This is a genomic window from Psychrobacter sp. S1-30-MNA-CIBAN-0213 (assembly GCF_040309845.1).
Taxonomy (GTDB): domain Bacteria; phylum Pseudomonadota; class Gammaproteobacteria; order Pseudomonadales; family Moraxellaceae; genus Psychrobacter.
Genome location: NZ_JBEOPE010000009.1, coordinates 109,505 through 119,830 on the forward strand (window position 1 = coordinate 109,505; position 10,326 = coordinate 119,830).

The window sequence follows — 10,326 nt, forward strand, 5'->3', positions numbered from 1 at the left end:
GGGGTGAGCTGCTATTCAAAATAACTAGGTAATACATAATCATTTTTTTATCCAATCCTGCAGGGGTATTATTTGTTTTTCTAGAATTGATTGCATACATATCAAAATTAACCATAGGACTCAGGAATTTAATCAGATAGTCGCCGTTTTATAAACCAACCAACGATAATAATTAAAGCCAATGCGCCAAAAATCTTGGAGTAAGGTGCTAGCGTAGTTTCAACCACCTGATAGTTTTCACCAAAATAATAACCCGCAAGCGTTAATACAGTTGTCCAGATGCTAGACCCTAATGCAGTTAAGGCTAAAAAAGATAATAGCGGCATTTTATTCATGCCGGCGGGAATCGAGATAAACGAGCGAATACCGGGTACCATTCTTCCAAAAAATACTGCTTTTTTACCGTGGTTATCAAACCAATCATTCGTAGCTGATATATCCTCAGGCTTTACAAACACATATTTGCTGTATTTCTCTGTTAGTGTCATTAAGCGTTCTTTATCGAATAAGCTCCCTAAATAATATAACGGCAATGCACCTAGCATTGCACCAAACGTTCCCGCTAATATGACTAATATTAAATTCAAATCACCTCTTGATGCGGCAAAACCTGCGGCTGGCATAATAACTTCAGAAGGTATAGGCGGAAAAACGTTTTCGGCGAACATAGCAAATATAATACCAAGGTAACCAAACTTTGCCATGATAGCCAGTATCCACTCGCTAATTTGATTCATTATGACCGCTCATTGAATAATTGCTGAAGAGTAGGGTTTATAACAAATACTACTCGCCTGCACTTCACAAAACAATGCTATTGAACATAAAAATGGGTAGGGGAAAAAAATACAATAAAAAAGCACCCATCGATGGGTGCTTTTTCAATTCTAATACAAGTTTTTAACCTGCAATAATATTTTGCTAATTTGCAACACTTTCAAGCAGCTGAACCGGAAAGGTAATCACGTCAAATGCAACGGCAAAAGGCAGTAAAATAAGCTTTTCTGCGCCACTTTTTCCACTGCGCGTAACCTCACTTTGCTGTGACTGACTATAAAAAGTTACCGTATATGGTTTGGTCAATGCCTGATATTTTGACTGAATCATGCTTAGATTGGTCACTTGTGGATAGATTGCCCCTTTAACAGGTACTGTAAAGCAGAAGCGTTGGGCATTGATACGTTGGTCGCTAGCTGAAGTGCAGTCTTGACCACCATTTTGTAGAAAAAACTGATAATCAGAGCGATTGAATTCATCTTTTAACTTAGCATAAGACAGCTTCATATCACCTTGGAAATAGCCATCATTATTGGGCACATTAAAGGCCATATCGTTTTCGACTTGGATGTTTTTTGGCGTTAAGTTAGTCAGTAAGGTCACCATCTCTCTACCGCCTTGACTCAGGACGTAGCTGTTTTTTTCACCGACAATAACCATACTACTGGCTGGCATATTAGGTAACGTAATCGCTGGCCGACCAAAGGCAATGATTTGATCTTGAGATAACACCTGTTTGACAGTCTTCGTGGTAACACGACTATCACTTTCTAATAGTGAGCTTGTCGCACAGCCTGAGCTGGCGAGTAATGCAGCAATAGATGCGCCTACTACTAATGACTTGATACTGCTTACTTTTAAGTTACCATAAATGTTTTTAGTATTGTTAAGTTGAGTCATGATAGAGCGTCCTTGTCCAAAGTTTTTTAATAAGGTTTATCTAACCCTTAAATTCATATAAGGCTAGAGAACATTACTAAACATTTGCTATGTATTTGATACTGTTATCCTACATTATTTAGTCGAGGTATATCCACTAATAATCTCAGCTGATAAAAATATGAATAAGGGTTTAAACGCAGTGAATCTTATTAGTTGAGTGACACGTTAGTATATTTCTCATAAAACAGTGTTATTTGCTATATCGTTTTTTTATTGTATTATCATTTATGATTATATAAATCAATAGACACAAAAAAACCTCAAGCAAATTAATACTTGAGGTTGAAACTTGCTTAAACATATTGACGTTCTTTTAACATTCTACAGATTAAGGTTCTTTTGATCTTATACTATCTAAAATTAATGCTTTTAATAAGCTAATAGCCATCAGAATAATGATAAATGAGAATGGTATTGCTGCAATAATCATAGCAGAGGTAATAGCATTCAATCCTCCAGCAAGTAATAATGCAGCGATGACGGAAGTTAATGCCACTCCCCAAACAATAATATGTTTTGAGCCATTTTCGACTTCCACTTTACCCGCAGCATTAACCATATTAACGACTAATAACGCAGAATCTGCAGAAGTCACTAAGTAAGTTAGCAACAGCACAACGACCATAGTTGATAACATAGTCGCCATTGCTGGCTCTAACATAAAGCCAATTATTTCAAACAGTTGAGCAGTCAATCCTGACTCAAATATTTTGCCACCAGCAATACTACTTAATTCTAGATCAATGCCTGTGCCACCAATTAAGGAGAACCAGACAAATAACGTGAGGCTAGGCGCTATAATACCAATTAACCCAAATTCACGAATGGTACGATTTTTGGAAATACGAGCTAAGAACATACCGACAAATGGAGCAAAGGCAATCCACCACGCCCAATAAAAAATAGACCAACTTGTCTGCCAAGCACCTAGTTCGGTGTTCGGGTCCCAAACGGTAAACACCATCGCAGGTAAGTGCACCACATAAGTAAAAATACCTTTGCCTAACATCTCCAAGGCAAACATCGTTGCCCCAAAAATCAAGAAAAATCCTAAGAGTAAGAATGACAACACCATATTGATATTACTTAGCCATTTTATCCCACGTCCTACACCCGATAAAGCAGAAGTGATCGACAGACACATTACTACAAATAGCGATAACAATAGTGCTCCTGTGGTCGGCTCCGGATTAACAGAGTTAGTCACTAACCAGGCGATACCAGTAATGCTATATAGACCAGATGCGAAAGAGCTCAAGCCTATACCAATAGTTTGAGCAATACCAAATATGGTCGCAATCACTGCAGAGATATCAATTAAATGTCCTAACGGTCCCTCTAAATGCTTACCAAATAAAGGGGTTAGTGCCGAACGCATAGTCAGTGGTAATCCACGAGCGTAGCAGAAGAAAGCCAAACAGATACCAACTAGACAATAGGTTGCCCAAGCACTAATGCCCCAATGGAGAAAGGAGTAGCGAAAGGCGGCGTCTAAAGCAGATTCGGTTTTAGGTATCACGACACCATCAATAGCACTTAATGTACTAGCAGCCACTTGGTCTTGATAAAAAGCGAATACATCAGCGCCTTCAGGCAGTTTGAGGCCGTTAGCACTTAGTGCAGATAAAATGACTTCTTTTGCCATAATGGTATCTGGATTGTTTGCCAGATGCCAAATAGGTTCAGCGGCACTATAGGTTAGTACGCCTATACCGATACCTGCCCCAAAAATCATAGAAAACCATGAAAAGTTTGAAAACTCTGGTTTTCCATTGGGGTCAGAGCCAAGCTTAGTACGACCAAACGAGGGCCATAAAATAACGGTTAAACAGACGAAAATATAGAATGCTACGGAATAGGTGTAGTAACTATTGAGGTTAGTATACGACCAGTTTTTCATGACATCGAGGATAGCACCGGAGCGTTCGATATCGCTTAAAATCCAAATAACGACTAAAGTCACCAAAACTTTTGATGTGATGGTGACAATGCGATTAAAACCCTTATAAAAGCCTTTATCGTGAGTTTTTATATTTAACTCTTTTATGGGAGGTCGGATAGGCATAGTTTTTTCCTTAAAACTTAATGCAGTGAACTACATTGATTAATAGCCTTACAACTAACTATCTCATGATAAAAGGATTAGCCATCGGCTCCGCCGAAATATTAATCCATGTCGTTTTTGTGCGAGTATATTGAAGTACGGATTCGCTACCGGCCTCACGCCCGTAACCTGATTGATTGTAACCACCAAACGGGGCCATAGGGGAGATAGCTCGGTAGGTATTAACCCAGCAAATACCTGAACGAATCTGTTGCGAGACACGGTGCGCGCGGGCCAAATTTTGGGTGAATACGCCGGATCCTAAGCCATAGACGCTGTCATTTGCCATAGCAATGGCTTCTTCTTCAGTGTCAAAAGCAACCAAGGACATCACAGGTCCAAACATCTCAACGGTTTGCGTTTCAATATCAGTATGAGGGCATTCCACTAGGGTAGGACTGAAATAATTGCCTCCTGCCAAAGCAGAGTCTGTAGGAGGGTGACCGCCAAAACGAATGGTAGCGCCTTGGGTAACTGCTTTTTCTAGAGTATCTTTAATACGATCTACTTGAGCCTTAGTGCATAAAGGACCTACGTGAGTAGCAGAATTAAGAGGGTTGCCGATGACAATATTTTTCGCTTTTGCTTCTACGCGTTTGATGATTTCAGGCAAAATAGAGCGCTGGATGAAGCCACGAGATCCTGCCACACAAGACTGTCCAGAAGCGCCAAAGTTACCCGCAATGAGGCCATTAGCCGCACTTTCTAAGTCGGCATCATCAAAGACAATAATCGGTGATTTTCCGCCCAGCTCTAAGCTTGTAACTGCAAAGCTATTAGCCGAATTTCTAACCACATGACGTGCGGCATCAGGCCCACCAGTAAAGGCGATTTTGTCGATATCGGGATGACTGGTTAATGGAATAGCGCAGTTTTCAGCATCACCGGTGATGATCGATATCACCCCTTTAGGAAAGCCTGCTTGTTCTACTAATTTGGCAAAGGCAAACATAGGACAAGGTGCTATTTCTGAAGCTTTTAGAATGACAGTACAACCTGCTGCTAGTGCAGGTCCTAGCTTCGTTGCTGTCAAAAACATCTGTGCGTTCCAAGGCACGACAGCCGCGACGACACCGATCGGTTCGCGGCGAGTAAAGACATGCATGTCAGGCTTATCAATCGGTAGAGTTGCTCCTTCAATCTTATCGGCAAGTCCTGCAAAGTAACGATAATAATCGCCAACATAACGTGTTTGGGCCACAGTCTCATGTGCCAGTTTTCCGCTATCGGTAGTTTCTATTTCTCCAAGTTTTTCAGCGTTTTGCTCAACCAGCTCAGCGAGACGGTATATTAGCTTACCTCGCTGTGTTGCTGTCATTTTCGCCCACTCAGGATTATTTAAAGCCGCCTTTGCACCCCTGACGGCGCGTTCGACATCACTTGAGTCAGCACAAGCGAAGGTTGCCCATGCTTCGCCCGTTGCAGGGTTTAGACTGTCCATGCGTTGGTCACTACTGCCTTCGCACCATTCACCGTTTATATATAGTTGATAATGGGGTTTGGTCATCGTTATTCTCCAAATTTTTATTGAACTATCTGCTCATCTATAGATAGATGATGAGTCTTAATGAGCCTATGAAAATGCTGGCATGACTTCATCAATGAATCGGCGTAACGAGTCTCGTTTTTGCTCATAAGTCATACTAGAGTCAATCCAAAATGAAAATTCGTCATAGCCCAAAGCTTCGTAATGTTTGAGTTTTTCAATGACCTGATCAGGCGTTCCTATGGGCATGTTCTCTAGCATTTTTTCAGGAGCGTACATCTCCATCTTTGCCATTTCTTCATCACTAAGGGGTTTAATTAACCCTTGAGTGACTGGACGCTCATTTTTGAACCATAAGCCAAAATAGCAATAAAAGCGGCTAATGGATTTTGCAGCTTCAGCAACGTCATAGGCATCACTGCCTACATAGGCATGTTGTAAGAGCATGATTTTCGGGTCTTTATTTTGCCCGTACTCGTTTTTGGCATCTTTAAATCGCTGCATTAGAGTTTCAATTTCTTCAATACCCATCCATAAAGGTGTGACTTGCACGTTGCAGTTATGTTGAATAGCGAAGTTATGGCTGTTGGGGTCGCGAGCAGCAATCCACATAGGTATGCCACCTTCTTGTATAGGTTTTGGAGCTGATGTGGTAGCCGGAAATTGCGAATATTTACCATTGTGGGCATAATCACCTTTCCACAGTTGCTGAACCGCTGGAACAAGCTCGCGCATGCGGCCGCCAGCCTCCATTGCATCCATACCTGGCATTAATCGCTCATACTCAAAGCTGTAAGCCCCGCGAGCTATACCTAAGTCCAATCGTCCTTTGGTGAGAATGTCAGTCATCGCCGCTTCACCAGCTAATTTAATGGGATGCCAAAATGGTGCAATTATTGTCCCGGTACCTAGTCGCACATTTTTGGTATGGTGTGCTAAATCTACTAAGTTTAAGAACGGATTGGGGGCAATGGTGAAATCCATACCATGATGTTCACCAGTCCAAATGGCGTGCATTCCGCCTTGGTCCGCCATTTTTGCCAGCTCAATGAAATCGTTATATAGCTGCCGATAGCTTTGTGATTCATCAATTCGTTCCATGTGTAAAAATAATGAAAATCTCATAACGCAACTCCTTTGCTCGTTTTTTAATTTGTCTTTTGCTGTAGTGTTTACGATAAATGTAAAGTTTAATGAACCTTACCAAACTCTTCTTTTCCAACATATACACCATAAAAGCCATTTTTGCTTTCGGTGGCATAGCGATTCATCATGGTAGCCATGGCTGGGGTCGCAAAATTTTGTTCTGCAAGACTATCAATAGCGACATATTCCCCCAGTCCTTTGGTGTCTGCCGATTCTGCAAAGGCTCGGTAAAAGATATAGTTGTTATTGTTTTTTGTATTTTCATAAATTGAGAAGACTGCACCTAGCTGAGCTTCAATACCTTTCTCTACTAAAAACTGCTTAATAGTACTGACAGCATTAGTATTTTCGTCGGTAATAGTGTTGGGTAGGTTGACCTTGCCGTCACTTTGGCTCAATAACACTTTTCCATTGTGTTCGATAATCACACCCACACTGACTTGTTTTTGTTGGGTACTAATTTCTGCTGCTTCGCGTTCTAGTCCTAAGCTAAAATAACCACCAGAAGCATAACCCAAGCCACGTCCTTCACGAGCTGAAAAACCTAGTACTTGGCCAACCAAAAGATGATGATCACCTGCTTCAAGATTGCGCTCCGTTTTGCAAGAAAAATGTGTTAAGGCACCATCGATGATTGGATTACCTTGTTCATCTGTATGCCAATCAATTTGACTAAAACGGTCGTCTTTTGAGCCCGCAAAAATATTTGAGATGTTCTGCTGGTCTTCGCTTAAAATGTTGACGGCAAAGTTTTCGCAGTTGGCAAATACATCAAAACTGGATAGAGATTTTGCTGGGCACACTAATAATAGTGGTGGCTCAAGTGATACCGAGGTAAATGAGTTCGCAGTAAAGCCGACAGGTTTACCATCATCAGTCATAGCGGTTATCACAGTAACGCCAGTCATATAGCTGCCAAAAGCATTGCGTAAGGCTTTAGAGTCAAGTTGCTTCATGAGTACCTCTTGTTTTAAGTTAGACGTGCTTTTAAATTAAGCAAGCGTCATATTGTGCGATTCGCATTGAGTAAAGAACGTCGCCAACGCTGCGTTAGCGTCATTAGCATGGGTCATTTGGGTCATATGGCGGGCTCCAGATACGATAACCGCGTGACCATTGGGTAATAGTTCTGCCATCGCTAATGACATTTCGGGCTTAGAATTAATGTCCAATTCGCCTGTTAGAAATAACGTAGGCACAGTAATAGATTTCAAATCAGCTGCTGCAATACCACGTAAATGGGCAAACATCTGATAAGCGCGCGCATATCCTAAGCGACTGCCATTATCCAACCATGTTCGGCATAACTCTGCATCCGAGCGGTATTGAGGGTCGTCATCAAACCATCGAGCAATCGGTTGGTCAGTGACATTTTGGTCAAGGTTGTTTAGCAGTGATTCAGCCCGAGCTTGTACATCTTGAGCAGCTTCATCTGGACGTTCATAGATGGCATTAAATGCAGCAACACCGCGTACCACTTGAGGGTAAGATACTGCAGTCTGTAACGCTGTCATTGCTCCTAATGAATGTCCAACGATGATTGCTGGCTCGCCAATAACGTTATCAATGAATGTTTTTAACACGTCAGCAAAGTCTTGCAACGTCAACGAGGGGTTAGGTAGTAACTCACTCTCCCCATGTCCTGGCATATCAATCGCATAACAGCGATAGCGCTCTGTAAATGCAGATAATTGCTGGTTCCAGCTTTCTGCTCTCAAACCTACACCATGAATAAAAACGATAGGGGTGCCTTTTCCATTAACGCTGTCACTAGCATTATCATTACTATTGTAATGATAAGCGATTCCATCAGAGGTTTTACGTGACCACTTCATCAATGATTGCTCCTTATACGGCTGCTGGGTTGTCTAAATCGCGACCTAGATCTTTTAAGTCTTGGTAGCGGTCACCAATACGGTGATGTGGACGGCCACCAGTTGCTCCTCCTAAGACAATCACTACTTCATCATCACGAGGCGCATCTGGGATAGCAAATTGGATAGTCAAATAATGTGAACGTCGACCTACATCGTCTTTATCCATCAGCGGTACCATGATGGGGGAGTTTGCTGTACCACGTATATTAGTAAATGATAAATAACTACTCGCAGATAAGGCTTCACGATAAAAATTACCAAAACGCAACGTATGAATTAAACCTGAGGCATGTTCTATTTCGCCGTTTAACCCGACTACAGCAGCCTTGCCGTAAGCCTGTATTTTGTCTGCCCCGCCAGCTAAGGCGATTATCTTATCGGTCATCAACTTACCCAAAATAGGACCAAAGGCTTGGATTTCAGGTTTTAAGTCTTCGACATAGCGTCCTGCCCATGGATTGGTAATCACCGCAGCAACAGCAAACAGTCGTAACGGTGTGTCAGTAGCTTTAAACCCTTCAATAAAAGTTTCTTCTTCGAAAGTAACGATTTTTCTGATTTCTGGTTTTAACATTATAGATTCCTTTTTAGGCTATTTAATATATTCTGTAATATGGTATACCATAATATGATATGACAAAGAATGCTATCTTTTTTTTTGATAGTCGTTATAATCTCTTTATCTTTGATAGAGTAGAAACCCTATGTTAGAAAGAGTAGAGAAGCCAAAAACGTTAAAAGAAACGGCATTAGAACAATTACGAATGGCAATTATGATAGGCCAGCTTGCGCCAGGTGAAAGATTAGTAGAACGTACAATTGGTGAACAATTAGGCGTAAGCCGGACTGTAGTACGTGAATGTATCAGGCACTTAGAAAGCGAGCATTTAGTTACCGTTTCCTTGGGCGGGCCTTCAGTAACTGTGTTGGAAAGCGATGAAATTCGCCAGATCTATCAACTACGTGCAATGCTTGAAAGTGAAGCTGTGCGCCACTGTGCCGAACAAGTTACCCCTGAAATAGTACGTACTTTGCAGAATGGTTTGACTAAAATTAGAGCTGAACTTCATGCTGGAGACGTTGCTTGCGCCTTAGAACACTCACGTTTATTTTATGAGTACCTATTCGTTACTGCAGGTATGACAGTGGCATGGGAATTAACAGATAGGTTAAATGGTCGTATTGGTCGTTTACGGTTTATGACTTTGTCTACACCAGAGCGAGCGAATAAAGGCCCTGATAATTTGCAAGAAATTATTGATGGTATTGCTAATGCTGATAGTAAAGCAGCAGTTAAAGCCTGCCAAAAACATATTGATGAGGCATGCCGTATGGGCTTGCTTCTTAACAAACAGGATTAAGGAACTGTAATGGATAAACAACGTTTTGAATTAGGCCTCACCCAGCGTAAGGCAACCTTGGGCGGTGAGTATGTGGAGAAAAATTTAGCGGCTGCCGATGATTTTAACCGACCATTCCAAGAAGCCATGACTGAATGGTGTTGGGGCTTTGGTTGGGGCGACGCGGCTATCGATGTTAAGACTCGTTCTTTAATGAATCTAACCATGATTGCAGCTTTAGGAAAAATGCATGAATGGGAATTGCATCTGAATGGAGCAATCAATAATGGCTGCTCTGTGGAAGAAATCCGAGCTGCCATTCATGCTATCGCAATATATTGCGGTGTACCACAAGGTGTAGAGTGTTTCCGTATTGCGCGTAAAGTATTGACGGAACGAGAGTTGTTATAGGTTTTATGAAGAAAAACTATAATGATATGTAGTTGATTTAGAAGACTCTAGTGATAGTGCAACTACTTTAAACCAACTACGAAAATTTTAGAAAATAAAAACACCAGACACAAAAAAACCTCAAGTAAACGAATACTTGAGGTTGAAACTTTTGTATTAAAACTAAGTTTTAAATATGGCGCAGCGGACGGGACTCGAACCCGCGACCCCCGGCGTGACAGGCCGGTATTCTAACCAACTGAA

The 10,326-nt window shown here is 41.5% G+C and carries 10 protein-coding genes; 2 read left to right on the top strand and 8 right to left on the bottom strand.

The window, feature by feature from the left end; genetic code table 11:
• Positions 1-128: 128 nt before the first annotated feature.
• The 8 genes from AAEY87_RS09985 to AAEY87_RS10020 form a co-directional block, all read right to left on the bottom strand.
• Entirely contained in the window at positions 129-737 is a 609-nt protein-coding gene (locus tag AAEY87_RS09985; RefSeq protein WP_350657061.1) for a DedA family protein, read from the bottom strand.
• 184 nt (positions 738-921) lie between these two features.
• Positions 922-1,677 (bottom strand): YidX family protein, encoded by a 756-nt coding sequence (locus AAEY87_RS09990; RefSeq protein ID WP_350657062.1) that lies wholly within the window; start codon positions 1,675-1,677, stop codon positions 922-924.
• Positions 1,678-2,047: 370 nt separating this feature from the next.
• Positions 2,048-3,784 (bottom strand): BCCT family transporter, encoded by a 1,737-nt coding sequence (locus AAEY87_RS09995; protein ID WP_350657064.1) that lies wholly within the window; start codon positions 3,782-3,784, stop codon positions 2,048-2,050.
• A 58-nt stretch (positions 3,785-3,842) separates the two neighbouring features.
• Positions 3,843-5,330, bottom strand: coding sequence for an aldehyde dehydrogenase (locus AAEY87_RS10000; RefSeq protein ID WP_350657065.1), 1,488 nt, complete (start codon positions 5,328-5,330; stop codon positions 3,843-3,845).
• A 66-nt stretch (positions 5,331-5,396) separates the two neighbouring features.
• Positions 5,397-6,434 carry an LLM class flavin-dependent oxidoreductase gene (locus AAEY87_RS10005; protein ID WP_350657066.1) on the bottom strand — a complete coding sequence of 346 codons (1,038 nt, stop codon included), beginning with the start codon at positions 6,432-6,434 and terminating at the stop codon, positions 5,397-5,399.
• Positions 6,435-6,499: 65 nt separating this feature from the next.
• On the bottom strand, positions 6,500-7,411 hold the full coding sequence (locus AAEY87_RS10010) for a flavin reductase (protein WP_350657067.1): 912 nt from the start codon (positions 7,409-7,411) through the stop codon (positions 6,500-6,502).
• 36 nt (positions 7,412-7,447) lie between these two features.
• Positions 7,448-8,290 (bottom strand): alpha/beta fold hydrolase, encoded by an 843-nt coding sequence (locus AAEY87_RS10015; protein ID WP_350657068.1) that lies wholly within the window; start codon positions 8,288-8,290, stop codon positions 7,448-7,450.
• 13 nt (positions 8,291-8,303) lie between these two features.
• Positions 8,304-8,906 carry an amino acid synthesis family protein gene (locus tag AAEY87_RS10020; RefSeq protein ID WP_350657069.1) on the bottom strand — a complete coding sequence of 201 codons (603 nt, stop codon included), beginning with the start codon at positions 8,904-8,906 and terminating at the stop codon, positions 8,304-8,306.
• Between the two features lie 130 nt (positions 8,907-9,036).
• Between AAEY87_RS10020 and AAEY87_RS10025 the strand changes: the two genes are divergently transcribed.
• Both AAEY87_RS10025 and AAEY87_RS10030 read left to right on the top strand, forming a co-directional pair.
• On the top strand, positions 9,037-9,693 hold the full coding sequence (locus AAEY87_RS10025) for a GntR family transcriptional regulator (protein ID WP_350657070.1): 657 nt from the start codon (positions 9,037-9,039) through the stop codon (positions 9,691-9,693).
• Between the two features lie 9 nt (positions 9,694-9,702).
• Positions 9,703-10,083 (top strand): carboxymuconolactone decarboxylase family protein, encoded by a 381-nt coding sequence (locus tag AAEY87_RS10030; RefSeq protein WP_350657071.1) that lies wholly within the window; start codon positions 9,703-9,705, stop codon positions 10,081-10,083.
• Positions 10,084-10,326 lie beyond the last annotated feature (243 nt).